This is a genomic window from Paenibacillus ferrarius, from assembly GCF_002027705.1.
Taxonomy (GTDB): domain Bacteria; phylum Bacillota; class Bacilli; order Paenibacillales; family NBRC-103111; genus Paenibacillus_E; species Paenibacillus_E ferrarius.
Genome location: NZ_MBTG01000003.1, coordinates 90573 through 116074 on the forward strand (window position 1 = coordinate 90573; position 25502 = coordinate 116074).

The window sequence follows — 25502 nt, forward strand, 5'->3', positions numbered from 1 at the left end:
AATCCCCCTTATGTCTGTAATCGGTTGCCAGGGAAGATCAGGAACACACTCGTTCCTTTCCCAGGCTCACTGCTTAACTCCAACGATCCCCCATGCTTTTTCATCACACTGTAGCAATAAGCGAGTCCCAGTCCAAAATTGTTGCGGCTGCCGCTTTTGGTCGTATAAAAGGGCTCCAGCACTTGTTTCAACACCGATTTATCCATACCCATCCCGGTATCTTTGACTTCGATGACGATATTTTTCTTGGCCTGAAAGGCTCTAATCGTAAGCTCGCCGCCGCTTGGCATGGCTTCAGCCGCATTCATCAGGACGTTGGTCAATGTTTCCGCAAATTGAATCGGATCAAGCAGAAGTTTCAAGGTGTCAGGAACGTTCTGATGCACCTGAATTTTCGCCAAATACGGATGCAGCGGTGGGGTAACGTCTTGCAACAGCGCTGTCAAATGTACGGGAGAAACTCTGAGCGGAAGCTCTTGTGTTTGCTCATGGACACGACTAATCATGTCGCGAATATGCATGGATGCGTTCATAACCACATCAATGTCTTGGATTAACTCGGTTTGCTCGGTATCTTCGGCATGCTGCTTCATCTTCTCGAGAAATAAGCGCATTTTGCCAACATCATTTTTGATGGCATGGTTCAGAATGGCGGTTCCAGAAGTAATGGCCCGCAAGGTGGAGTCAAGCTTGCGGCGTTCGATGAGCAGGCGCATGCCCAGAAATCCGTATTTGAAAAAGGTATATACGAAAAAGGGCACGACAAAAGCCAAAATCCAAACATGATAGACCCACATCCGGTAGAAACCAAAGCTTGGCATGACGTAATTAAGCACACCCACACATAGAATGGGCGGGAGAAGTGCCAGGCATGTGAATAAATGAGTTTGTTTCAATGCCGGCAGCCGCTCTTTTTTGGTAAGGATGAGTCCAGCGCCGATCAATATGTAAGGGAAAGCCCACGTGGCTACGACAGGAAAGGCGATGGGCATTTCCTCTGTGTAGCTTGGCGTGAACAACAAGCATGCAATGGGCGGGACGAGCAGAGCAAAGGGCAGCCATGTCCGAAGTTTCGGCTTTTGCCAAAATGTGTTGTAGGTTAAGGAAAGCATGGCGAACGAATAGGGTAAGCCATAATAAGAAATCAATGAGCACAGTCCCATGAAATTGTAAAGCAATGATGCGATTGAAGGATTAGGTACGGTTTGCTGGATATATGGGATGAAGTTCTCCGACAGAACAGCGGCAAGAGCACCGAATCCACCGGTAAAAACGACAGCGCTCATCCATCGCATTGTACTGGATCTAGGATCGATCATCATAAGACCAAGTGCAATAATCCATAAGGCAAATAGTACAAAAAGCATGATTCCTCCGTCAAATGAATAGATAGTTTCTTCTATTGTGGCATGGAGCCAACATTTGCACAAGAGTATCCTTTCCCTGTGGGCCTAAGAGGAAATAAGCGAAGCTTCGCGAATAAGTGGATGAGAAGGGAGTGAAATCTCATTGATGCCAAAAAGCGTTTGGCTATAGCTATCTTGAAAATTGTAGGTAAAGTACTGCTTTGCGGAGTTTTCATTGTTGTCATAACCGTGATATTATCAATTGCAGCAGCTGTTGTAGCGATTCTAAAACATCCAGACCAGGAGCTCAGCATGGCTGGAATGGCTGGTGACCCCTTCTTTGTTAAAGCCGCATTGTGGGCACAAATTATTGGCTTTGTAGGGGGCGTTCTTCTTGCCTATGCCGTGTTTGAGAGGCGGAAAAGATGGGCCCTTGGTTTTGGAGCGCGACAGATGGGACTTAAGCTTAGCGCTGGTGTTCTCTTGGGGGCGCTGCTGATTTCGGCCAGCACCTTCGGGATTTGGTTGTTTGGCGTCATTCTCTTCCATTTCAATGCTTGGACAAGCTCATTAGGACTTGAGCTGGTATGGGGGTTCTTGCTTTTTATCGGTGTTGCGGTAAATGAAGAGCTTTTTGCCCGAGGTTACTTACAGGGACTGGTGAAAGAGAGATTTGGGACCATTTCGGCTGTAACCGTGTCTACGCTCGTGTTTGCTTTGCTGCATTCGTTTAACCCGGGAATGTGGAGCAATCCTGTGCCATTGCTGAATTTGCTGCTGGCTGGCTTGTTGTTTGGCTTATGCCGAGAGTTTTCTCAAAGTCTGTGGATGCCCATTGGACTGCATTTGTCTTGGAATTATTTGCAGGGGTGCATCTTTGGCTTCCAGGTATCGGGCACCCCAATGCCCTCGCTCTTTACGCTAAAAATGAGTTATTCCGACAGTGCTTTAATTTCTGGCGGCATTTTCGGGGCTGAGGGCAGTCTAGTCACGACTGTGATTCTTATGATTGGAATAGCAGGGCTCGTTTTGTTTTATCGGAGACCCACAAAGACTCTACATACGAACTAAGGAGGATATTTCACATGAGTGGATATGAAATTATTGCAAGTGAGTGGGACGGGGAGTCGACGCTTCGCCTCGTCGACCATGCTACCGGAGCCGAGGCCGAGATCATCCCGGCCATCGGACTGCATCTGTTCCGCTTCGATGTGCGGAACCACGCTTACATCGCGAAGCCAGCCAGCGCAGCCGAGCTTCGCGTCAAGTCTTCGCGCTACGGCGTGCCCATTCTGTTCCCGCCGGGGCGCGTCAAGCAAGCGGCCTTCACCTTTGAAGGCCGCGAATACAGGCTCCCCGCGAATCGGGAGCCGGATCATGCCCACGGCGAGCTGCGCGAGCGGCCGTGGAAGGTCGTAGCCAGCGGCGCGGATGCGGCTGGCGGGGCTTATGTCTCCGCGGAGTTCGACTTCGCGGAGCACGCGGATGTGCTGGCGTATTGGCCGCACGCCGCATGCTTTCGCTTTACGTACCGTCTGAAGGACGGCACGTTGTCGCTCAGCGGTGAAATCGCCAACCGAAGCGGCAGCACAATGCCGCTTTCGCTTGGCTTTCACCCGTATTTCGCGTACGCGGAGGGCGAAGCCGACCGCGTGCGGGTCGTGATTCCAGCGGCAGGGGAATGGCCGCTGAGCGAAGACGGCTACGCCGCAGGCGAGCCTGCGGCGTCAACGCTAACCGCGGCGCTGCAGCAAGGCGCGCGCGTCACGGAGCTGCCAGGCTATCCTGGCGGGTCGCAGATGCTCAGCATGAAGCCTGGTCCGCAGACCTGTGAGCTGCATTACGAAGCTCGCGGGACGAAGCTGGTCTTTGACATGGGGGACCGTTTCCCTATTCACGTACTGTTCACCGCGCCATGGACGGATGCGGTCTCGCTTGAACCTTATACAAGCATCATGAACGTGTTCAATGAGCCCATTAAAGCGGAGCTTTCCGGAGCGCAAGGTTTAGCTTCTGGCGAAACCTTCGCATTCGAGTGGTCGCTTCGCATCGAACCTTACCAGGGCTCATAGGACATACCAATCGTCGAGTAGCCTGAGTAGGGATGCTGATGGAGCTCAGTAATCAGGCCATATGCCTTGGCTGATTGGACTAGAGCGCCGGAGCGGGAAGTATTGTAGGCATTTAAATCAACAATCCCTTCAAGCAAATGAATATGCGTGCCATTCTGAAGGGCAATGGCGGGTCCAGATATTCCGAAAAAGTTATGATAGTGCCCATACCGAATGCCCGTGATGCCTTGATACTGATGAACATGACCATCATAAGCTGTTCCGTTTACACTGAACGTATAGACCCTTTGTAGATGACGATGCTTCAACTCTTCTGAAGTGATGTTCTTGAAGAAATGCACATGAGCAGGCGGGATGCAAGAAGTCATGCCCAAAACCCCCCTTGGAACAGGATATGCTTTCATCCTATTCTAAGGGGGGGTTTGTCATGACTAGGGGAGAGGATAAAAATTGGATTGACCAATCTTCATCTTTTTATCATCATAAATGCGAACCTCTACTTGATGCGGTTTGCCGTCCTCTAAGCGAGGGTTGTCCGAATCGGAGAGATCCACATAAAGGGAGTCCTCACCGTCAAAATTTGATTTGAAAGCTAAGCCGTCGATATAAACGTTGCAGGAGGAATAGAAAGGGGAACCTATGACCTGCAGCTTATTTTCGCTTCTTAGGACCTTAGAAACGATAGGATCTCCGTAACCTAGTACATATCCAGGCTGTATAATCGTATTTTTGAAACCTTTGGCTTCGTATCCGTAACGTCCACCGAACAAATTATCATATTGCAGCTTCATGTAATCAGCTAGGTCCTTGTTTTGAATGCCATACTTATCCCACATGTCCTGCGGTGGAATAACTGGAATTTTTTGTGATAGTTCATATAGATAATCCGTATAGTAGCTGCCTTGAATGCCTGCCATATGAAGCAGCTTCGGTCCCAAGAACGAAGGACTTAGCTTGAGATTTAATTGCTCCTGATCAGCAGGCAGGAAATTGTTCCATATCAGAAAAGGCGTGTAATGTGTTTTTGTGTACAAATCCGGATCATTTGGAAGGACATATTTGGCATCCCGATATACCTTGTAGTCTTCTTCAAAGAATGGAAAATGATCTCCAAAAAAGAGGATAATCGTGGGTTCACCCTTTTTCGTGTAATAGTCCACCAAAGATTGCAGCGCTTTGTCTGTGCCGGATATCCCTTGCGCATACGTTTCAAGAATACCTTTGGATTCTGAGCTAATATCCCCAGTCACTTCAATCGTATTTTGAGCAAATTTGCCGGGCTTAAAAGGATGGTGGTTTTCCATCGTGTTGGCAAAAACAAAGTCAGGTCCCGAACTTTTCTCCGTTTCCTCGATAATTTTCTTCACCACAGCCCGGTCCGCATAGTTGGGCCCCTCAAAATCATTCGGAAAAAATTCACTGGAGATAAACCTGGAGAAACCAAAATGTTTGTACACTTTTCTACTATCAAAGAAATAACTGAAAAAAGGATTGATTGATGTAGCCGTGTATCCCTGCCTCGTTGCAATACTGGCTAATGAATCCACGCCATGGTTCATGTATTGGATATAAGGCAATATTTTGTCCGGAGATTTCCCGAAAAATCGCATAGAATTGCCAGAAAGCACTTCAAATTCCACATTGGCTGTACTGCCGCCGAATTGGGGAGACAACATCAAGCCGCTCGTGAACGTTTTCTGTAATTGATGTAAATTTGGGATAGGGTCACGGCTAAACGTAATATTTTTCATGACAGTAGGATCCATGAATGATTCGCCAAGCATGACAATGATGTTCGGCTTTTTGCCGCTTGCTGTTTTGGGCTCTGGAATCTGATCCAGAATGGAGGTGACTGCCTTTTTGCTGTAACCGTCCGGTTTGGCAACATTCAAAAAACCAAGCATTTGTACGGATGAAAAAAGGTAGCCATTTTCATCATACGTAATCGTTTGATCCCATGGGACCGTATAGATGCCATATACATTCATGAACGGAATGGGCTTGTCCATGTATAGACTTGTTGCCATCACTATTGCGATGACAGCATAAATAGTACGCTCAATCCACGTCAATTGAATTCGCAAGCGTTTATTGAGATTTAGCAAAAAGAACAAAAGGGCAGAAACGACGACGAAAACGATCAGGGTTCCAATAATTCTAATGTTTAAATACCCATACAGAAAAGCCTTATACGTCATAATTTGATTGTTAAAAAATAAATCCCACGGATAGTAGGGGGCTCCTATGGCTTTTAATTTACTGCCGCTTATCGCGCCAAGTGGAAGCAAAATAACACACAGCAGCCAAAATGAGAGCTGGATTCTTGCGGATACCGCGATTAGAAAAAGATACAAAGTACCGACCACGAAGTAGGCAAGCACCATAGAAAGCGGGTGGCTCATCACCCATTTGTGCAGCTCTTCATAAGTGCCTCTTTCCAGAAATTCGACCATGCCCATCAATAAAAAAGGCAAAATAATGATCAAAATACGCGTGGGTAGATGCTTAAGTGTTGTTAGTAAAGTAGTCATTCGTTGGACTCCTGTTCTAGATATGCCATGCCATTCGTCCATTATCTTATATCTGTTAAAAAGATGAAAGATACCTCTTGACACTTTTCGGAAAAAAAGTTGCCACAACCTAATCCCTTCATGTTATAATCAACATCGCTTTGCAAAGCAAAGCCGCGGTTCGGGAACTTCCCGCGTTATCAAAACTAGGGGGATTAGAATGTTTAATTTTGTATGGGGCGTAGGATTCGTCCTCGTTAATTTTGTGCTGTTTCTCGTTTGTTATCGCATGTTTGGCAAGCAAGGCCTGTATGCATGGGTGGGGGTAGCTACCGTTCTGGCCAACATCCAAGTGGTTAAGACCATTGATATGTTTGGTCTGGTTATGACCCTTGGGAATACCATGTATGGCACGATTTATTTAACAACGGATTTGCTCAACGAGAAGTATGGGGAAAAAGAAGCGAAAAAAGCGGTGTGGTTCGGTTTTTTCACGCTGATTATGACCATCATCATTATGCAGATGGCGATGAAGTTCACTCCCCAGGAAAGTGATTTTGGGCTAGCAGCTCAGTCGTCCTTGGAAACGATTTTTGGTCTTTTGCCGCGGATTGCGCTTGGCAGTTTGACAGCATACTTGATCAGCCAGTTCCTGGACGTAAGAATTTACACCTATTTGAAAAAGCTCTTCTCAGCGCGAAACCAGCTTTGGATCCGCAACAATGGATCCACCGGGATCAGCCAACTGGTCGATTCATTTGTATTCTGCACCATTGCTTTCGCGGGTGTATATGATTGGAATGTGTGGTTGCAAATCTTCTTAACCACCTACGGAATTAAATTCGTTATATCCATTGCATCGACACCGGTGCTTTATATAGCCAGGAACTTTGTGTTTAAGTCTTGAAGCCGAAAAAGCCGACTCCTCATACTAAGAGAAGTCGGTTTTTTCTTTCCTAAGATTCCTCGCTGATCTGCTGTAAAACCTGCGAAAAGGTTGCGGATGGCTGCGCGCCGGTTAACGCATACTTCCCGTTAATGACGAAAAAGGGAACCCCAGTCACGCCCGCCTGACTAGCAAAAGCCAGATCACTCTCAACTGCTTCCAGACCTTCCTTGGCGAGCAGAGATGCTGCAAGTTGTGAACGGTTCAAGCCAAGCTGTTCAGCAAGATCAAGCAAAACCTCAACCTGCCCGATATCTTTTCCGTCTTCAAAGTAGGCTTGAAAAATAGCGTCAACAAGCTCTTTTTTGTTCTCCATAGGTGCGATTGCGATGAGCTGATGCGCTTTTAACGTATTTGGCATTTTTTCGACTTTGGAGAAATCAAAATGCAAGCCGGAAGCTTTGCCAGCATCTGTAACTTGCTGCAGCATGCCATTCAATCGATCCTCATCTGCCCGCATTTTCTTAACCATGACATCGCGGAAAGGAGAGCCCTCCTCTGGCGTCGAGGGGTCGAGTTGATAAGCTCGGTAATGAACCTCAACAGGCTCAGCTGTAAATTCGGCGAGCGCATCCGTTAAATTCTTTTTGCCGATCCGGCACCAAGGACAGACGACATCCTGAAAAATTTCTATAATCAAGTGAATTCAGACTCCTTTGATAAAAAAATAGTAACTATATTTTTATTATAAACCATTTGGACGGAAATCTAAAATCCTTTCTTCAGTTCCTAATTCATCTGACGAAATTTTTCAGGCGTGAGCCCAATCTGCTTTCGAAAACTCGCCACAAAATGGCTTACATCACGGAAACCGACACATTTAGCGATATCAGTAATCGTCCGTTGTCTATGACTCAACAACATTTCCTTTGATTTGCGGAGGCGCATCCGAATTAAATAGGAATAAGGCGAAAGTCCGAAAGCGTGCTGAAACAACGTATTTAAGTGTCTGGGCGTTACTTTAAGAACCTCAGCCATCTGTTCAAGACCTGTGTCTGAGTTATCGTAATGCGCGTCGAGCCAATCTAGCAGAGGTTGTAAATGCCGCATTTGGTTACTTAACGAAATCCGATTATTGATTTGACCTTGTTTTTTGAGCTGAATGAAAAATCGGTACAGATCTGCTGACGCATCATAACCGGAATAATCATTTTCGGTAGCTAAACTCCTTAACATACGTCCTATTTCCAATTCCAGAGATCCTTGTTCATCCCAACGATAAACAGCAGACTCATTCAACTCCAACGTGTTTAGAATAGCCTCCGCACAACTTCCCCTAAACGTAACATATTGCGTGCACCACTTGTCCGTCACAGCCCAATAAGAGTGAGGTATTCCAGGAAGTAATAACACACCTGAACCTTTCGTTAAGTGATGCTTTTTCCCTCCCATAATAAATTCGCCTTCACCCTCATAAGTTTGCAGCCAGTGATAATTAGGAATCCCTTCAGGCCTTATTATTTTTTCTTGATCTTCATGGTGCCCAATACTTTCAATGAAAATTGGAAACGGTTGCGCTGTCGAAGGCGTCAATTCATATCTTGTGTGCATATGGCCACATTCCTGTTCCATTTTATTATATAAGGATACAAGAATATTATATTTTAAGATCATTCAGAATCCAATACAATGTATTTATTCTTATATCCTTCAAGAAATTAAGAGGTGCTTGCAATGATAAATGATAAACTTCCTAAAATTTGGTATGGCGGAGATTACAACCCAGAGCAATGGGATAAAGAAATCATGAATGAAGATTTACGCATGTTCAAACTAGCAGGGATTGATGTAGCTACCATCAATGTATTCTCTTGGGCGTTATTACAGCCAAGTGAAGATATCTATGATTTTACTTGGTTGGATGACATCATCGAGCGTTTATATACGAGTGGGACATATGTATGTTTAGCTACAAGCACGGGGGCTCATCCGGCTTGGATGGCGCGCAAATACCCGGATGTACTCCGTGTGGATTTTGAAGGCCGCAAGCGTAAATTTGGCGCAAGACACAATTCTTGTCCGAACAGCCCCACTTATCGGAAATACTCTGAACGCATAGCTGAAAAGCTAGCTGAGCGCTATAAGGATCATCCCGCCATTCTGATCTGGCACATTTCCAATGAGTATGGAGGTTATTGCTATTGTGACCAATGTGCAGACGGGTTTCGCACTTGGCTGCAAGCGCGATATGCCACCTTGGGGCAAGTCAATAAAGCTTGGAATACCAATTTCTGGGGCCATACCTTCTATGATTGGGAAGAAATCGTTCCGCCGAATGCACTTTCCGAAGAGCGGACAGGAGACAATACCTTCTTCCAAGGAATTTCATTAGATTATCGACGATTTATGTCGGATAGTTTGCTCGAATGTTACAAGCTGGAATACAACGCTATTAAAAAGCATACCCCAGAACTCCCAGTCACAACCAACTTGATGGGTCTCTACAAAGAGCTTGACTATTTCAAATGGGCTAAGCATTTGGATGTCATCTCTTGGGACAATTATCCGTCCTTCAATACGCCAACCAGCTTGACGGCTATGACCCATGATCTAATGCGCGGTTTAAAAGAGGGTCAGCCATTCATGCTGATGGAACAAACGCCAAGCCAGCAAAACTGGCAGCCTTACAACTCGCTCAAACGACCAGGCGTGATGAAGCTTTGGAGCTACCAAGCCGTTGCTCGCGGCGCGGATACCGTCATGTTCTTTCAGCTGCGCCGCTCAGTGGGTGCCTGTGAAAAATACCATGGAGCCGTCATCGAGCACGTTGGACATGAACATACAAGAGTGTTCCGCGAGTGCGCAGAATTAGGCGCTGAACTCCAAACCCTCTCAGATAAACTGCTGGATGCCAGAGCCAACACTCGCGTCGGAATCATCTATGATTGGGAAAACCGGTGGGCAGTCGAACTATCCAGTGGGCCAACCGTTGCCCTCCAATACGTAGATGAAGTCCACAAATACTATGACGCCCTTTTTCAGCAAAACATACAAGCCAATCTCATCAGCACAGAAGCAGATTTCTCAAACTACGACATCATCATTGCACCTGTCCTTTACATGGTCCAAAAAGGCTTCGCTAAACAAATAGAACAATTCGTTCATGACGGTGGAACCTTCCTAACCACCTTCTTCAGCGGCATCGTTAACGAAAACGATATCGTAACCCTCGGCGGCTACCCTGGCGAGCTGCGCAAAGTACTTGGCATCTGGGCAGAAGAAATTGACGCCTTATACCCAGATCAAAGCAACCAAATCGTCCTCACAGAGTCATGGGGCGCACTACACGGCCAATATCAATGTGGATTGCTATGTGACTTAATCCATGCAGAAGGAGCAGAAGTCAAAGCCGTATACGGCAGCGAATTTTATCAGGGAATGCCAGTCCTAACCGTAAACAAATTCGGCGCAGGACAAGCCTGGTACGTAGCTTCAAGTCCTGAACCCTCCTTTTTACAAGGCTTACTCGGAAATCTATGCAAAGAAAAAGGCATCACAGCACCCATCCCGCCCGTAGCCGGTATAGAAGTAACAACAAGAACAACAGCAAACAATTCCTACCTATTCGTCTTAAATCATAATGACCAACCAACAAGCATAGAACTTGGCGACCTAACAGGTACAGACCTCATAACCGGGGAACCAATCAAGAACAAAATCACCCTACCGCCAAAAGGAGTTCTAATCCTAGAAAAAAATGAATCTACCCAAAATTCCATAAAATCCTAAAATCCATTTAACCACCACAACAAGCGATGTCTCTCACTTTCGATCACAAACCATTCAAAAAAAGTGACAGACATCGCACCCCAACCCCAACCCCAACCCCAACCCCAACCCCAACCCCAACCCCAACCCCAACCCCAACCCCAACACCAACTACAAGCACCAGATATTATTAGGTTTCTAGGACACTGTAATCTGAGATCATTCCTAACAGTACTGCCAATCCCGAGTATCCTATTCTTTGAATACTCAGATTCTGTGATATCTACAAAACGTATTTTATTTGTTTGGGATGGTAGGTAATTAAACCCAGCCAATTGATGTAATTGATTTGAAAAATGGTTATTAAGCGGTCGAACCAATTGCTTTTTTAAACAGGATTACCAGCTACCATTCTTCGCTAATAACATAAATTAATGAATTATCTCGTCAATTAATCTAGTATAACTAGCAAAACTACCATAACTCTAAGGGCTATCATGGCCACACGGGGCCCGAAGTTACCATAGCCACATGAGGGTTAGGGTTAGTGGAGCCAGAATAAGTGGGAGCTGACTGGGAGTTGCAAGAGGAGAGAATTGACCGGAGCCAGAAGAGGACCGAGCTAACAGGCGCCAGAAGAAGAGGAGCAAGCTAACTGAAGCCAGCAAGTGGAGCAAGCTTGCCGTATCCAAAAGAGAACGAGCTAACAGGAGCCATAAGAGGAATGAGCTAACAGGGGTTAGAAGAAGAGGAGCGATGCTGACAGTAGCCAGAAAGTGGAGCAAGTTTACCGGATCCAAAAGAGGAACGAGCTAACAGGAGCCAGAAGAGGAATGAGCTAACGGGGGCCAGAAGAAGAAGAAGAAGAAGAAGAAGAAGAAGAAGAAGAAGAAGAAGAAGAGGAGCGAGCTGACTGTAGCCAGCAAGAGGAGCAAGCTTACAAGATCCGAAAGGGGAACGAGCTAACAGGGGCTAGAAGAGGAGCGAGCTGACTCGGAGCTGCAAGAGGAGAGTGCTTACTGGAACCACTAGAGAAGCAGAGCGACTTGAGCCAGAGTCACTAGAGGGCTAGAAATATCTAAGGTACTTGAGGACCAGAAATGCAAAGCCGTAAAGCACGCGGACTATCAAAGCCGCTAGAGCTCTAGAACTATGGAAGCCGCTTGAGCGCGAATTTTTTGGAATTTGACGATCGGAAGTAGTGGGGCCACAAGAGTCGCCTACTATTTGTACTGCCGGCCAACTATCCGATATTGCTCCTGCGTGTTTCGTCGATATTTTTGTATGTATCACAGAAAACGCGTTTTATCGGAACCTTTTATGAGCTAGGATATTTATGGTAATCTACCTAAAAACCACTTCACAAGCGAACGTATATTTGGTATAATTAAATAAGAACAAATGTTCCTTTTGGTGGTGGAGATATGAAATTGTGGCAGGAATTTGCTGATATGGATTTGAACATTTTTCTGACGGAAGAAGATTGTGAGGAATACTTGCTGAATTTGCGATGGGCCAATGGATTTTGTTGTCCTCGTTGTGATTATCATGAAGCTTTTCATATTCGTACTCGCAGATTATTGGAATGTAAGGAGTGTAGGATGCAGATTTCTTTAACGGCTGGGACGATCATGCATAAATCCAAGCTTTCGCTGCTTCTGTGGTTCCGGGCTATCCAATTATTAGTTCAATCCGATCAGGGTTATTCGGCCGCGTCATTGTCACAAATTCTTGGAATAAATTATAGAAGCGCTCAATTATTATTGAAAAAAATATATTTTGCTTTTGTTAGTGAAGAAAACTGGAAAAACTCGTTTCGGAAAATGGAAGCTTCGAATCCTGCTATAAGGTTGGATACAACTGCTAATCATCAGGATGAACATTCGAGCATGCCGATTGATAAATGGGATATAGTCTCTTATATGGCGTCCAAAGTAAGCCGGCTCCATGACAAAATAACCTTTAAGAAAGTAACTCCCAAACTATATTTGAGCTATGCTTTTCATGCGCACAAATTCGAGAGTGGTATGTCTTCTCCTTACTTTTTTAATAAGTGGTTTAAAAAGTTTGTTTCGATTCATTTATATCGTAGTTTTTTTAAATGTTATCAAATTACTGGATAAGAGAACATTCATAAATTGACCGTGCTCCTTTTTTCAGGCATGATGTAGAAACAGAGTGCTTGATATCAATAAGCAAACTAAGGGGAGGCGGGGCTGTGAAAAAGACTTTGCAAATTCCAATTCATTTCTATCGGAAGTTTCTTTCTCCGTTGAAGCCGCCAACTTGTCGATTCTATCCTACTTGCTCGCAATATGCGCTGGAAGCTATTGAGGTTCACGGTGCCCTGAAGGGATCATGGCTATCTGTGAAACGGATATGCAAGTGCCATCCTTTTCATCCAGGCGGGGTTGATCATGTGCCGGCCAAAGCGGAAAAATTAACTCATAACGATCAGTCTGCTTGACATGGTGTGTTTCTTTTCGATATATTTGGCTTAAGATGTTATATATGCTTCGATGAACGGATAAGTACAGATGGATGCCTATGAACAGAGAGCCGGGTTAGGTGAAAGCCGGTATAGGAGAAAGTCTGGAAGATGGTCCCGGAGAATAAGCCTTCGAGCTTCCCAATGTGTTGGCAAACTAACACACACTATGGGAGTGAGCTGGCTTCGTGTCCCAGCGTTAATGGGCAAGTCGTAAGACTTACTGAGCCCCGAGCTTGTGAAAGGCGGGGGAACCTGGGTGGTACCGCGTGAGTTCAACTCTCGTCCCAAGATGGATGAGGGTTTTTTGTGTTTTCTACTAATTGCTAGGAGGAATGATTATGTCAACAAAAGCCAAAACGTTTTACATTACTACGCCGATTTATTATCCGAGTGATAAGCTTCATATCGGGCACGCTTATTCTACGGTAGCTGGCGATGCGATGGCTCGATATAAGCGATTGCGCGGTTTTGATGTAAGGTATTTAACGGGTACGGATGAGCATGGTCAAAAGATTGAACGAAAAGCTCAGGAAAAAGGGACTACCCCTCAGCAATTTGTAGATGAGATTGTGGCAGGTATTAAAGTGCTTTGGGGAAAATTGGATATTTCTTATGATGATTTTATTCGGACAACGGAAGATCGCCATAAGGTTGCTGTTAGTCAGATTTTCCAACGATTGCTGGATCAAGGGGATATTTATTTAGGTGAGTATGAAGGCTGGTATTGTATCCCTGATGAATCTTTCTTTCCAGAAAGCAAGCTGGTTGATGGGAAATGTCCGGATTGTGGGCGTCCTGTTGAGAAGATGAAAGAGCAAACTTATTTCTTCCGGATGAGTAAGTATGCGGACCGCCTGGTGCAGTATTATGAAGAAAATCCGGAATTCATTCACCCGGAATCTCGTAAAAATGAGATGTTGAATAATTTTATTAAGCCAGGTCTCGAAGATTTGGCGGTATCTCGGACGACTTTTGATTGGGGCATTAAGGTTCCTGGTGATCCCAAGCATGTGATTTATGTGTGGATAGATGCTTTGTCTAATTATATTACGGCTCTAGGCTACGGATCAGACGATGCGAGTAATTTTGAGAAGTACTGGCCTGCTGATGTGCATTTAATGAGTAAGGAGATTGTTCGTTTCCATACGATTTATTGGCCGATTATGTTGATGGCTCTTGATTTGCCGTTGCCTAAGAAGGTTTTTGCTCATGGCTGGCTTCTAATGAAGGATGGCAAGATGTCGAAGTCCAAAGGCAATGTCGTAGATCCGGTTACGTTGATAGATCGTTATGGCTTGGACGCACTGCGCTATTATTTGATGCGCGAGGTTCCTTTTGGTGCGGACGGTACGTTTACACCGGAAAGTTTTGTGGAGCGAGTCAATCATGATCTCGCGAATGATTTGGGGAATCTTTTGAACCGTACGATCGTGATGATAGATAAGTATTTCGAAGGCAAGATTCCCGCTTATGTTGCTGGGGCTACCGAGTTTGATGAAAGTCTCTTGGAGACTGTTCGGTTGACGGTAGCGAAGTACGAGGAAGCCATGGAGAAGATGGAATTCTCCATCGCTTTATCGGCCGTGTGGCAGCTTATTAGCCGCACGAACAAATATATCGACGAGACGCAGCCGTGGTCGATGGTGAAGGATGAAGCCAAACGTGAAACTCTTGGCTCCGTTATGTATGTGCTGGCTGAGTCCCAGCGCATATCGTCTGTGCTGCTGCGTCCATTTTTGACGAAGACGCCGCAATTGATCTGGCAGCAGCTTGGATTAGCTGCCGAAGATCTGCCACGCTTGACGGACTGGGACAGCGTCCAATCCTTCGGACATCTCCCTACAGGCACGATTGTGCAGAAGGGAGATCCGATGTTCCCAAGACTCGACGTGGAAGCGGAAGTCGCCTTCATCGTCGAGGCCATGGGCGGCGCTTCGTCTAGCGCCGCGGAAGTGCAAGAGGCAGCGCCTGCGCCTGTCGCAGCTGCCAATACCGTGCCCGCGCCGGAGCCAAAGGACGAAATCGGGATTGACGATTTCGCCAAGGTGGAGCTGCGCGTAGCACAAGTTATATCGGCGGAGCCTGTGAAGGGCGCCGATAAGCTTCTAAAGCTGCAGCTCGACCTTGGGTACGAGCAGCGTCAGGTTGTTTCGGGTATTGCGAAGTTTTATTCGCCCGAGGAGCTGGCTGGACGCAAAGTTATTTGCGTCACGAATTTGAAGCCCGCCAAGCTGCGCGGCGAGCTGTCTCAAGGTATGATTCTCGCCGCTTCTCATGGCGATCAGCTAACGCTTGCCACTGTCCCTGACTCGATGCCAAACGGTGCGATCGTCAAATAAAGGCAAGGAACGACAAGCCTCCAATCCCACAGTAAACGTGGGACTGGGGGCTTTCTTTTGTTTTTGAATGGGTTCCTAGGCAAGTGGGGAATCCTAAAGGAAACTAACAACGGAGTGAAGCAGATGAAGATACGATTTATCGTGAAAATTATCGTTGTTTTTGGTCTGGCTTTTCTTTTAACAGCCTGCACGTTATTTGGCAAAGGATCAGATAAGCAAAAAGAGGATACGTCTAAGCAGAAACAAGAAAAATCGAAGGCGCAAAGCACCAGTCAGGATGACAGTGTGATTAATCAAGAGCTAAAGAAGCAATATCAGATGTATAATGAAATTATCGAATATAAGACTCAGCAGGAGAAGAAACTGATTAAACAGTCAGAAGAACGCTACAAGAAGTTGAAAGAGGAGAGCAACAAGTCTGATAAATCGAGTTCAGATAGTGAACAAAAAAAGTGAACTATTGTGAATAAAGTGGGGCTATGCTGTGAACATCCGCAGTTAGCCCTTTTATTTTGCGTCAAGATGTATTGACTTCGGGTAGGTGGATTCGTATAATCAATTCGTTAATAAAAATAATTACGATTTAGAATGTGAGTGGAGCGATATGGGGATGTCCAACAAAAGATTTTTTTATATAGTTATTTTCGCTGTTTTAGCGATTGTGGCGACAGGTTGTGCCAGTAATTCGAGTACGAAGGATAAGCTGGTGGATGGTAAGGTTAATGTGGTTGCCAGCTTTTACCCCTTGTATGAGTTTACTCGTAATATTGGCGGTGAGTATGTGAATGCGATCAATCTCGTTCCAGCAGGTGTAGAACCGCATGATTGGTCCCCAAAGAGCCGTGATATTAAAAATATGACGAAGTCCCAAGTGTTTGTCTATCAAGGAGCAGGTTTTGAAGGATGGGTGAAGGATTTCCTAGGCAGTCTGCCTGCAGATTCAACTTTGAAGGTTGTAGAAGCAAGCCAAGGGGCCAATTTAATCAAAACTTCCGAAAATAAAGATGAATTTGATCCGCATGCCTGGTTAAGTCCGTTAAATGCGATAAAAATGGCTAATAATATTAAAGAGGCGCTTATTAGTGCCGACCCTGCACATAAAGAGGCATTCGAGCAAAATTATGCTAGTTATGCTCAGAAATTGACGGATCTAGATGCTCGTTACAGAAAAGAGCTCGCTTTAACCAAGAAGAAAGAGATTGCGGTATCTCACCAAGCTTTTGCCTATTTATGCCGAGATTATGGTTTGACTCAGATGGCAATTATGGGATTGTCCCCAGACGCTGAGCCGACTGCGCAGGATTTGAAGAAAATGAATGAATACATGAAAGAACATGAATTGAAATATATATTTTTTGAAGAGCTTGTTTCTGATAAGTTGGCCAAAACGTTAGCAAAGGATGCCAAGGTGGATACCATGGTTCTAAGTCCAATTGAGGGTCTGACAGACGAGCAAGTGAAGGCTGGCGAAAGTTATATTTCGATCATGGACAAAAATTTGAAAAACTTGGTGAAGGCTTTACAATAAAGGAAGAGTAGTTTTGGAGTCATTCCATTGTGAAGGAGTCAGGAGTTAATAGATGGAGATTAGTCAAAAAGAGTTTTGTCATCGCAGTATCGTGTCTATGGATGATGTGTCGTTCTCCTATGAACATAAGAAAGTGATAGATAAGCTGCGTTTCGATGTGCTCGAACGCGACTTTGTTGGCGTTATCGGCTCCAATGGTGCCGGCAAAACAACGCTGCTCAAAATGCTTGTCGGTTTGTTGAAGCCGACAGCTGGTGAGATCAGGTTGTTTGATCGGCCGCTAAGCCAATTCAAGGATTGGGAACGCATTGGGTATGTTCCCCAGAAAAATGCGTTTAATCCCCTGTTTCCGGCTACGGTGAGAGAAATTGTGCTGTCGGGGATGTACACCAAAAAACGGGTCTACCGCCGGCTGTCCAAGGTCGATCTTCAAAAAGCCGAAGATGCGATGCTTGCCATGCGCATCGAGGACTTGGCTGACCGCCGGATTGGTCAGCTGTCGGGTGGACAGCAGCAGCGCGCTTTCCTCGCGCGCGCGATCGTGAACAATCCGGAGCTCCTTATACTCGATGAGCCGACGGTTGGGATTGATGCGGAGACGCAAGTCGGATTCTTCCGAATGATCCGACATATGCATCAGCATCATCATATGACTTTCATCATGGTGTCCCATGATATGGACATGATGCAGTCTTATTTAGGAACAGAGCCGCAGCAGGTAAGTGGCGGCATTAAGTTTTATGTCAAGCATACCCATGATCCCGAGGATTGCCGTGAGACGAATTTGACTCATTCGATCGGCCAAATTCGCGAGATGATCGGAGTTCAGTAAGGAGCGGGCATTTTGGACATTTTCACGGAGTACTTTTTTCAGCGTGCGTTAATTGGCGGAATTTTAATTGGGCTTGCGGCGCCTTTGATGGGCGTTTTTCTTGTCCTAAGGCGGCTGTCGATGATTGGAGACACGCTTGCACATGTATCCATCGCCGGTGTAGCTCTCGGCTTTCTAATTAACGTCTATCCGTTAGGCGTTGGGCTTGTATTTGCATTGCTGGCTTCTTTCGCCATTGAACGCTTGCGCAAAGCGTACAAGACGTATGCAGAGCTCTCGATTGCCATCATTATGTCAGGCGGCGTGGCGCTGGCTACGCTGTTATTTACATTAGGCAAGGGCTTTAACATGAATGTGATGAGCTATTTGTTTGGCAGCATCTATACGCTGGATAGTACAGATTTATGGGTTGTACTTGGTGTATGTGTGCTTGTAGTTGGCGTCATTGCGGCGCATTTCAAAGAGTTTTTTCTTATGTTCTTTGATGAGGACGCAGCGAGCGTAAGTGGACTTCCACTCAAATATTATAATATGATGATTACAATGCTTACCGCGCTAGTCATTTCGGTTGCTATTAAGATTGTGGGGGCACTACTGGTTTCATCTTTGCTTACGATTCCGGTTGCCTGCAGTTTATTAATAGCTCGGAGCTTTAAACATTCGGTCTTTTTAGCGATTCTCTTTTCTGAAATTGCCGTTGTTATTGGACTTGTTGTCGCGGGAGTATGGGACCTGGCTCCAGGCGGTACGGTTGTACTTACGCTTATTGCTATGCTGGTCGGGATCATTCTGAAAAGAGGGTTGAGGATTTAACATGGACTCTGTTAATATTTGGATCGCTTTATGGGCAGGAATCGCATCCTTCATATCACCCTGCTGCTTGCCTTTGTATCCCTCTTATCTTTCTTACATAACGGGAATTTCAGTTAGCGAATTGAAATCAGGAGAAACGACTGCTCGCGTTCGCCGTCAAACGATGCTGCATACGTTAAGTTTTATCGTTGGATTTTCGATCATTTTTTATACGTTGGGGTTAACGGCTGGTTTCTTGGGTAATTTCTTCTTTGATTATCGTGATTTGCTTAGACAAATTGCTGCCCTTTTAATTTTCATTATGGGATTGTTTCTGCTTGGCATCTTTCAGCCTCAATGGTTAATGAAGGAACGAAAATTGAATATCAATTTTCGTCCCGCAGGCTATCTGGGTTCCATTCTTGTTGGGATGGGGTTTGCAGCAGGCTGGTCACCTTGTGTGGGGCCGATTCTTTCCGCCATTCTTGCACTGGCGACGACAGAACCTGGAACGTGGTTCCAGCTTACAACGGCTTATTCGCTTGGGTTTGCGATTCCGTTCTTTGTCCTATCCTTTTTCATCGGTTCGACCAAATGGATTCTGAAATACTCCAATCTGATTATGAAAATTGGCGGTGGCTTAATGATCTTGATCGCCATTCTTCTGTACACAGGTAAAATGACGCAAATCACGCTTTGGCTGAACTCCATAACGCCGGCTTGGATGAAATTTTAAGCTACGTAAAATATTCAATTTTGGCTTGAGGGAATTTATCAAAGATCTGTTCTGTGATGAATTCTCTCAAAGCATTTGCTTGTTCATCGGGATATACATATTTGCCTCTGCCATACTTACCCCATTTGTATTTGCGTTTTTCTTCATCCATCTCCAATTTCGTTTTTGGATATCTTTTTTCGATAATATTTTTGGCCGTTCGCGTGAAACGATGTTGGATCATTTCGAAAGTCAAATCTGTGGCAGCTTCGGCAGGCAGCTCTTTGTAGAGACGTTCCAGTAAGGTTGCGTACCCGTCTTCCCAGCCTTCATGCCAAATGATCGGCGCAATGATGAAACCGAGTGGATAGCCTGCATGGGCTACTTTGCCTGCGGCTTCGATGCGTTCATGAAATTTGGAGGTGCCGGGTTCAAAATTCTTGATGACATAATCCGCGTTTACGCTAAAGCGAAAACGGGTGTGTTTGTTATGTTTGGCATCGAGAAGGGGGTCCACATGATGATACTTGGTTACAAAACGCAAGCGGCCGTGCTCCTGCTGACCCATAAATTCAATCAATTCTTTTAAGGAACCGGAGATATGCTCCAATCCGACAGGATCAGAGGTGCAGGCTGCTTCAAACCGGGTAATTTCCGGTTCCCGTTCTTCGATATACTGCTTGGCAGCTCCAAGGATATCGTCCATGTTGACATAGACACGTATATAGGGCTTGGCTCCCATTGTTGTTTGGAGATAGCAATAATGACAATGTCCCATACAGCCAGTAGCAATAGGGATTGCATACTCAGCGGATGGTTTGGACGTCTCGAATTTGAGTGTCTTGCGGAGGCCAACGACAAGCGTGCGTTTGGCAATTTTATATTTCTCCAGCTCAGAGTCGCCGGGCAAATCACGGATTTGGTTATGAGAAGTTGTCATATGAATCTCAAGACCTTGCTGTTTAGCCCATTCATAAATCCGCTGGCCTTTGGGATAATTCATCGCATCCGGTTCAAAATAGACAAGTTCGGGGACAAAAACAGAGGTTGCAGGCACAGGTCTTGTGAGCAATTCAGTCGCCATGTTTGTCTCCTTTCAACTATCGTGATTAGAATTAATGGTGTTCCTTAGTGTGCCAAACCGACGAGTCCATGAACCATGGGATATTTGACCGCATCTGGGTTGATGCATTATGATAAGTAAGCAGTAGACAGGAAATAAAGGAAAAGCAGGGGGAAATAAAGCAATGGCTACACCTAGCATGGAAGACTATCTGGAGAGAATATACAAGCTTATTGACGAGAAAGGCTACGCTCGTGTCTCCGACATTGCTGAAGGACTAGAGGTGCACCCCTCATCCGTGACCAAAATGATTCAAAAGCTGGACAAGGATCACTATTTGATTTATGAAAAATACCGTGGACTAATGTTAACTCCAAAAGGGAAGAAGATGGGGAAACGTTTAGTTGACCGACATCTGCTCCTGGAAAATTTCTTAACCGTCATTGGTGTCCAAGAGGACAATATATATAAGGATGTAGAAGGCATTGAACATCATCTGAGTTGGGATTCCATCACTTGTATTGAAACGCTGCTCGAATATTTCCGCAGGGACCCGAATCGGATGGAAGACCTTGTGAATATTCGCAAAGAGATCGACGCTGAAAGTTAGACAGAGACCGTGATAACGGTCTCTGTCTTTTTTTTGTGGGTATAGAAACAAACCGCCTCTGCATACATAACAAAGTAGGCCCTAAGCGCGACGACAGGGAGTGGTGTAAGTTGATCATTAATGGTGTGTTTGAAGGTGGCGGCGTGAAAGGGATTGCTCTTGCAGGCGGAGTCAGTGCGGCTATGGAACAGGGACTCGTCTTCAATGAAGTGGCAGGTACAAGCTCAGGCTCGATTGTAGCGGCTTTTCTGGCCGCGGGCTATACCGGAGAAGAGATGAAGGAATTAATCCTAAGAGCACCCTTTAAATCGTTTATGCAGCGGTCCCCCATTTTTAATACCAAAATTATTGGACCCGCGGCACGTTTGTTAATCAAAAAAGGCCTGTACGCTGGAGAAGCGCTCGAATATTGGGTTGAGCAGCAGCTTGCCGCTAAGGGTATTCGGACCTTTGGCGATTTGAAGCCGAACCAGCTTCGCGTTATTGCTTCTGACATTACGCAAGGCAAACTGCTTATTCTGCCGGACGACATCGCCCAATATGGGATAGATCCGCTCAAGTTTTCGATTGCCAAAGCGGTGCGGATGAGCACAAGCATTCCTTACTTTTTTGACCCTGTGAGGATTCGGCGCAAAATAAAGAGCTTTGGGAAGGCGACGCCATTCACCGAGCAATTTTATTATATTGTAGATGGCGGGCTGCTTAGTAATTATCCGTTATGGGTATTCGATAAGGATACGGACCGTGACGAGATCATTCCTGTGATTGGCTTTCAATTGGTGGGGAAAAGCGACACGCATACCCGGAAAATTAAAGGGCCGATCACTATGCTTGAGGCGCTTTTTGGCACGATGTTGAGCGCCCATGACGAGCGTTATATTGAACAGAAAAACCGTTTTCGAACAGTAAAAATCCCCACACTGGGTGTGGGGAATACGCAGTTCAACTTATCGAAAGAAAAGAGTATGCTGCTCTACGAATCAGGATTCAAAGCTTCCAACGAATATTTCGACAAATGGTCGGCTGAAATTTATGAAGAAAACTATACAAAGTACGTTCTGGACTAATACGTTTAATGATATTTCGGGTAATCGTCCGGTTCTGAATCCTTTGTTCCGTTAATGACACGAAATTTGGCATTTTTCCTTTTGACTTTAGATGGGCCTCGACCTGTAGAAAACTTTCTCCAGCGAGATGGCGGAAATTTATAAAGGAGAAAGATGATCCCTAGCACGAGTATGGGAATGAATAAGGCTCGTAAACTTACCAATAAACCAATGGCAATCAAAATCGCGATGGCAATTTCGATAGGGGAAAATTTTCTTCTCATACCCGTCCCTCCGTAATTCGTTGTTCCGCTTCACGCATGCGGTTGAAAGACGCAATCGACACTTCGACTTGATGGTCTTCTGGTTCTTTGGTTGTAAGAAGTTGAAGCCAAAGTCCCGGGTAACCGAGGTAGCGAAGAACCGGGACTTCACGAAGTGAATTCGTGAATCGCAGAACTTCATAGGATACGCCAATAACAACAGGAAGCAGCAGCAATCGTTGCAGAATACGCTCTACATACCCATCGTAGTGGAGGAAAGAGTAGATCACGACACCGATTAATACGGTGAACACAATGAAGCTGCTGCCGCAGCGATAGTGCAGCGTGTTGAATTTCTGCACGTTGCTTACCGTCAGTTCGACGCCGGCTTCATAAGCGCTGATGACTTTGTGCTCCGCTCCATGATATTGGAACAAGCGGCGAATCATCGGCGTGAGGGATATGAAGTAAATATATCCAACCAGTAAGATGATTTTGATAACACCTTCTATAAGGTTATGAAGAATCTGATTGCTAAATACATTTTGAAACAAAAACTGTTCAATAACTGCTGGTACCAGCGTGAAAACGAATTTCCCGAATAAAAAGGAAATGACACCAACTACGGCAACGCCGAGAATCATCGAAATATTAGAAAAGAAGCCTGGTTTCTCTTCTTTCTGGGCATTTTTATCGTTGTCACCTTCTTGTTCAGCAAAGGATTCAGCCGAGAAGTTCAAATGCTGTGCGCCTTTCGCGCTGGATTCGATAATACCTACAATACCGCGAATAAATGGTATTTTTTTGAGCGATTGAACCCAAGGAATTACTTTCTTCGGTACTTCCAAGTAATCCAGGGAGCCGTCCTTTTTGCGCACGGCGGTTACATGCACATTTTTTCCTGCGAACATGACGCCCTCTATGACGGCTTGTCCTCCGTATATACTGTTTTGTTCTGCCATGAGTTCCACCTTCTTATCCTTCTCGAATTCGGTTTAGTGTACTTTCTTATTGTAACGGATTCACAGGTTGAATGCTACCGATACCAGTAGAACATACTATTCATACCTAAGGAAAGACAGGGAACTTCTGCAGAGAGAGGAAGAGACAGGAACATGGAGGCAAGGAATGAACAGAAAATTAAAACAAATCGGTGGCTGTATGCCATTTATATTGGGTTTTTCGCAGGGTTCATTTGGGGCGCACTCAAAATTGTTGAACAATATTTGAAGTTTACGCACATTGTCATTGGCTTTCTTGTTGAGCCTTTTTTCAGGCATGAGTTTCTGGTAACTTGGCAGGGGGTTCTGGTAGGTTGGGGATTTTTTACGCTATTTTCGATCATCGCCGCCTTCCTCTATATGGCGACCATGTGGAAACTGCAAGGGCCTTGGTGGGGATTAGGGTATGGAGCTTTCTGGTGGGTGGCCATCTATTTGCTCATTGGACCGTTGGCGGGCATGACCTACTGGATTAATAAACTGGATATAAACACCATCATAAGTGATTTCTGTTTGTTCCTTCTTTGGGGAATGTTTATTGGATACTCGATTGCCATTGAATACACAGACACTAGTACGAGCAAGAGAGAAGCTATACACAAGACATGAAAGTTATGGTAAAATATCAAGGGTCAAATAGGATGTATTCGTCATCCTGACAGAACATGCTGGGGAGTGATTTCCTGTTGAAAAAGGTTCTTGTCCTTAACGGACCCAACTTAAATATGCTGGGCGTGCGTGAGCCCGGTGTTTATGGAACGTCATCCCTTCCCGTTATTATTCAAAGTTTAACAGAGATAGCAGAGGGACTTTCGGTTGAACTGGAAAGTTTTCAATCGAATCATGAAGGCGATATAATTGATAAAATTCATGAAGCTTTTGGCACGAAAGACGGTATTCTGATCAATCCAGGCGCATTTACGCATTATAGCTATGCGATCCGTGATGCGTTAGCCGCCGTGCAATTGCCAACGATTGAAGTTCATCTTTCGAACATTCATAAACGTGAGGAATTTCGCCATCATTCCGTTATTGCCCCGGTAGTCATCGGTCAGATTTGCGGGCTTGGCCCACAAGGATATGAATTAGGCTTGCGAGCCTTATTACCGCATATGCAAGGCTAAACGACTCTTCTTAATTAATAAGAAAGATTGGTGATTTGGATGCAGGAGAAACGTATTGAACGCCTTCGCAAAGTTTTGGAGCAGCAGAATTTGCCGGCACTACTCATCACGAACGCATATAACCGTACATACGTATCTGGTTTCACTGGTTCTTCCGGTTATGTCCTTATTACGTTAGATCGTGCTATCTTGCTAACGGATTTCCGGTACATGACCCAAGCGCCGCAGCAAGCAAAAAGCTTTGAAGTTATAGAACATAAGCCGAAGGCGATCGAAACCGTTCGCGAGCTGCTGCAGCAGCAAGGCATTACGAAGGTTGGCTTCGAGCAAGCGGATGTGACTTACGGCGACTTTCTTGGGTTCCAAGCAGGCTTGTCGGGAATCGAATTAGTGCCAACCTCACGCGCAGTGGAATCAATTCGAATCATCAAAGATGACGCGGAACTGCAAGTTATGCAGGAAGCTGCTGACTTAGCGGATCAAACGTTCTCGCATATTCTGTCTTTCATCAAGCCTGGCGTGAAGGAGAAGGATATCGCGCTTGAGATTGAGATGTTTATTCGCAAGAATGGCGGAACATCAACTTCATTCGAAACGATCGTTGCTTCCGGTGAACGTTCTGCACTTCCGCATGGTAAAGCGAGCGATCGCGTGCTACAATTAAACGAGTTTGTCAAATTGGATTTTGGAGCGTATTATAAAGGGTATTGCTCCGACATCACTAGAACAGTTATGCTTGGAAAGCCGACAGACAAACATAAAGAGATTTATGATATTGTGCTTGAGGCTCAATTGAATTGTCTAGCCAACCTGAAACCAGGGATTACTGGCAGAGAAGGCGATGCTTTTGCACGAGATGTCATCGTGAAACATGGCTATGGCGATTATTTCGGTCACGGTACCGGACATGGATTAGGTATGGAGGTTCACGAATCTCCGCGCTTGTCGAAAACCGAAGATATGATTTTAACACCTGGTATGGTGGTTACCGTTGAACCCGGCATTTATCTCCCTGACTTTGGTGGAGTTCGAATTGAGGACGATGCAGTAATTACTGACACCGGCATTAAAATACTTACACATTCTACCAAAGATTTTCTTATTATTGACTAGCGG

Annotated in this window: 25 protein-coding genes; 17 read left to right on the top strand and 8 right to left on the bottom strand. The window is 45.3% G+C overall.

Annotated elements, in window-relative coordinates; genetic code table 11:
- Positions 1-8: 8 nt before the first annotated feature.
- Positions 9-1367: a sensor histidine kinase gene (locus BC351_RS04425; RefSeq protein ID WP_079409508.1), complete on the bottom strand. Its 1359-nt coding sequence runs from the start codon at positions 1365-1367 to the stop codon at positions 9-11.
- 174 nt (positions 1368-1541) lie between these two features.
- On the opposite strand from BC351_RS04425, the gene BC351_RS04430 reads away from it, so the two are divergent.
- Positions 1542-2417, top strand: a complete 876-nt coding sequence (locus BC351_RS04430) for a CPBP family intramembrane glutamic endopeptidase (RefSeq protein ID WP_208629586.1) — start codon at positions 1542-1544, stop codon at positions 2415-2417.
- A gap of 14 nt (positions 2418-2431) precedes the next feature.
- Positions 2432-3418, top strand: a complete 987-nt coding sequence (locus BC351_RS04435) for an aldose 1-epimerase (RefSeq protein ID WP_079409510.1) — start codon at positions 2432-2434, stop codon at positions 3416-3418.
- Here BC351_RS04435 and BC351_RS04440 read toward each other — a convergent pair.
- Both BC351_RS04440 and BC351_RS04445 read right to left on the bottom strand, forming a co-directional pair.
- On the bottom strand, positions 3403-3786 hold the full coding sequence (locus BC351_RS04440; protein ID WP_158081978.1) for a YmaF family protein: 384 nt from the start codon (positions 3784-3786) through the stop codon (positions 3403-3405). The genes BC351_RS04435 and BC351_RS04440 overlap by 16 nt on opposite strands.
- Before the next feature lie 63 nt (positions 3787-3849).
- Complete coding sequence (locus BC351_RS04445; RefSeq protein WP_158081979.1) at positions 3850-5949, bottom strand: LTA synthase family protein; 2100 nt, start codon at positions 5947-5949, stop codon at positions 3850-3852.
- 199 nt (positions 5950-6148) lie between these two features.
- On the opposite strand from BC351_RS04445, the gene BC351_RS04450 reads away from it, so the two are divergent.
- A complete protein-coding gene (locus BC351_RS04450; protein WP_079409513.1) occupies positions 6149-6835 on the top strand; it encodes a queuosine precursor transporter in 687 nt (228 codons plus the stop codon).
- 49 nt (positions 6836-6884) lie between these two features.
- On the opposite strand, the gene BC351_RS04455 is transcribed toward BC351_RS04450, so the two are convergent.
- Both BC351_RS04455 and BC351_RS04460 read right to left on the bottom strand, forming a co-directional pair.
- The gene (locus tag BC351_RS04455; RefSeq protein WP_079409514.1) at positions 6885-7514 is read right to left on the bottom strand and encodes a DsbA family oxidoreductase; all 630 of its coding nucleotides are present in this window, start codon (positions 7512-7514) and stop codon (positions 6885-6887) included.
- An 89-nt stretch (positions 7515-7603) separates the two neighbouring features.
- On the bottom strand, positions 7604-8488 hold the full coding sequence (locus tag BC351_RS04460; RefSeq protein ID WP_244208884.1) for a helix-turn-helix transcriptional regulator: 885 nt from the start codon (positions 8486-8488) through the stop codon (positions 7604-7606).
- A 60-nt stretch (positions 8489-8548) separates the two neighbouring features.
- Between BC351_RS04460 and BC351_RS04465 the strand changes: the two genes are divergently transcribed.
- From BC351_RS04465 to BC351_RS04505, 9 genes are all read left to right on the top strand, one after another.
- The gene (locus tag BC351_RS04465) at positions 8549-10603 is read left to right on the top strand and encodes a beta-galactosidase (protein WP_079409516.1); all 2055 of its coding nucleotides are present in this window, start codon (positions 8549-8551) and stop codon (positions 10601-10603) included.
- Positions 10604-12012: 1409 nt separating this feature from the next.
- Positions 12013-12705: a transposase gene (locus tag BC351_RS04470; protein ID WP_158081980.1), complete on the top strand. Its 693-nt coding sequence runs from the start codon at positions 12013-12015 to the stop codon at positions 12703-12705.
- Between the two features lie 95 nt (positions 12706-12800).
- Positions 12801-13049, top strand: a complete 249-nt coding sequence (yidD, locus tag BC351_RS04475; RefSeq protein WP_079409518.1) for a membrane protein insertion efficiency factor YidD — start codon at positions 12801-12803, stop codon at positions 13047-13049.
- Positions 13050-13411: 362 nt separating this feature from the next.
- Positions 13412-15412: a methionine--tRNA ligase gene (gene metG / locus BC351_RS04480; RefSeq protein ID WP_079409519.1), complete on the top strand. Its 2001-nt coding sequence runs from the start codon at positions 13412-13414 to the stop codon at positions 15410-15412.
- Between the two features lie 123 nt (positions 15413-15535).
- Positions 15536-15868, top strand: coding sequence for a hypothetical protein (locus tag BC351_RS04485; protein ID WP_144028273.1), 333 nt, complete (start codon positions 15536-15538; stop codon positions 15866-15868).
- Positions 15869-16022: 154 nt separating this feature from the next.
- Positions 16023-16940: a metal ABC transporter substrate-binding protein gene (locus tag BC351_RS04490; protein WP_079409521.1), complete on the top strand. Its 918-nt coding sequence runs from the start codon at positions 16023-16025 to the stop codon at positions 16938-16940.
- Positions 16941-16992: 52 nt separating this feature from the next.
- Positions 16993-17772, top strand: coding sequence for a metal ABC transporter ATP-binding protein (locus BC351_RS04495; protein ID WP_079409522.1), 780 nt, complete (start codon positions 16993-16995; stop codon positions 17770-17772).
- Positions 17773-17784: 12 nt separating this feature from the next.
- A complete protein-coding gene (locus tag BC351_RS04500) occupies positions 17785-18585 on the top strand; it encodes a metal ABC transporter permease (protein ID WP_079409523.1) in 801 nt (266 codons plus the stop codon).
- Position 18586: 1 nt separating this feature from the next.
- Positions 18587-19300 carry a cytochrome c biogenesis CcdA family protein gene (locus tag BC351_RS04505; RefSeq protein WP_079409524.1) on the top strand — a complete coding sequence of 238 codons (714 nt, stop codon included), beginning with the start codon at positions 18587-18589 and terminating at the stop codon, positions 19298-19300.
- A gap of 1 nt (position 19301) precedes the next feature.
- Here BC351_RS04505 and splB read toward each other — a convergent pair whose 3' ends face one another.
- Positions 19302-20363, bottom strand: a complete 1062-nt coding sequence (gene splB / locus BC351_RS04510) for a spore photoproduct lyase (protein WP_079409525.1) — start codon at positions 20361-20363, stop codon at positions 19302-19304.
- Positions 20364-20526: 163 nt separating this feature from the next.
- Between splB and mntR the strand changes: the two genes are divergently transcribed.
- Together mntR and BC351_RS04520 are read left to right on the top strand one after the other, a co-directional pair.
- Positions 20527-20952 carry a transcriptional regulator MntR gene (mntR, locus tag BC351_RS04515; RefSeq protein WP_079409526.1) on the top strand — a complete coding sequence of 142 codons (426 nt, stop codon included), beginning with the start codon at positions 20527-20529 and terminating at the stop codon, positions 20950-20952.
- A gap of 110 nt (positions 20953-21062) precedes the next feature.
- Positions 21063-22019: a patatin-like phospholipase family protein gene (locus BC351_RS04520; protein ID WP_079409527.1), complete on the top strand. Its 957-nt coding sequence runs from the start codon at positions 21063-21065 to the stop codon at positions 22017-22019.
- A 5-nt stretch (positions 22020-22024) separates the two neighbouring features.
- On the opposite strand, the gene BC351_RS04525 is transcribed toward BC351_RS04520, so the two are convergent.
- Together BC351_RS04525 and BC351_RS04530 are read right to left on the bottom strand one after the other, a co-directional pair.
- Positions 22025-22282, bottom strand: a complete 258-nt coding sequence (locus tag BC351_RS04525) for a hypothetical protein (RefSeq protein ID WP_079409528.1) — start codon at positions 22280-22282, stop codon at positions 22025-22027.
- Positions 22279-23223, bottom strand: a complete 945-nt coding sequence (locus BC351_RS04530; protein ID WP_079409529.1) for a DUF1385 domain-containing protein — start codon at positions 23221-23223, stop codon at positions 22279-22281. Before BC351_RS04530 ends, BC351_RS04525 begins: the two co-directional genes overlap by 4 nt.
- A gap of 153 nt (positions 23224-23376) precedes the next feature.
- Between BC351_RS04530 and BC351_RS04535 the strand changes: the two genes are divergently transcribed.
- The 3 genes from BC351_RS04535 to BC351_RS04545 all read left to right on the top strand — a co-directional run bounded on the left by BC351_RS04535 (position 23377) and on the right by BC351_RS04545 (position 25499).
- Positions 23377-23871: a YqhR family membrane protein gene (locus BC351_RS04535; protein WP_079409530.1), complete on the top strand. Its 495-nt coding sequence runs from the start codon at positions 23377-23379 to the stop codon at positions 23869-23871.
- A gap of 77 nt (positions 23872-23948) precedes the next feature.
- Positions 23949-24386, top strand: a complete 438-nt coding sequence (gene aroQ / locus BC351_RS04540; RefSeq protein WP_079409688.1) for a type II 3-dehydroquinate dehydratase — start codon at positions 23949-23951, stop codon at positions 24384-24386.
- Between the two features lie 39 nt (positions 24387-24425).
- Positions 24426-25499 carry a M24 family metallopeptidase gene (locus tag BC351_RS04545; RefSeq protein ID WP_079409531.1) on the top strand — a complete coding sequence of 358 codons (1074 nt, stop codon included), beginning with the start codon at positions 24426-24428 and terminating at the stop codon, positions 25497-25499.
- The last annotated feature ends 3 nt before the right edge of the window (positions 25500-25502 follow it).